Genomic DNA, 616 nt, shown 5'->3' with positions numbered 1-616 from the left:
CGCGTTAAAAGAAACTTTATGCAGCAGGCCGGAAGGCGAGTAAAAAATCACGGTAACGCCTTCAAGCGATTTTTCCAGAGGCTTCCATATTGCATTGTAAAGTTCTTCTCCCAGCACGTTATAAAGCGTCCGCGCCTGTACCTGCGGAGACCTGCCTATAAGCCTGTCAAAAAGCTCAGTCAGGGCGCTTTCTTCGCATAACGGGATCCATTCCGGCGCGGTCATGCCGGGGCGAAGAACAAGCGCGGCGTATTGTGTAATATTTGTCCATTTTTTGTCATAGATTTTGAAGGAGACAAATTCGATTGCGGCTTCATTTGGTTGCAGGCTGTTTTGCACGCTTTGCCAGTTGATAGCCAAGTCTGCTTGAAATTCCCTATATTCTCTTGAAGACTGGGTAAGGGATTTTTCAAGAGTTTCGGCTTCAGATTCAAGGTTTTTGATGTAAGTTTCATCTCCGCCGCTTTGCTGTAACGCGCTGATTTGTTGACGTAAACTGCCTAATTCTTCAAATTGCACGATGAGGGTTTGATTGCCAGAAGAGTAAATTGCGTCCCTCATGGCGTTAGTGGTACGGAGCAGGAGACATTTGGTAAACAGGGCGTTTTCGTAGTTA

1 protein-coding gene is annotated in these 616 nt (G+C 46.3%); it reads right to left on the bottom strand.

Annotation, left to right across the window (positions count from 1 at the left end):
- A partial coding sequence (locus tag ACYVRA_RS08160) for a hypothetical protein (protein WP_461252232.1) occupies positions 1-616 on the bottom strand: 616 nt, incomplete at both ends.

This window comes from Treponema sp. R8-4-B8 (genome assembly GCF_054786175.1).
The sequence above is the reverse complement of the archived record's forward strand: the minus strand, read 5'-3'. Positions and strand labels throughout refer to the sequence as shown.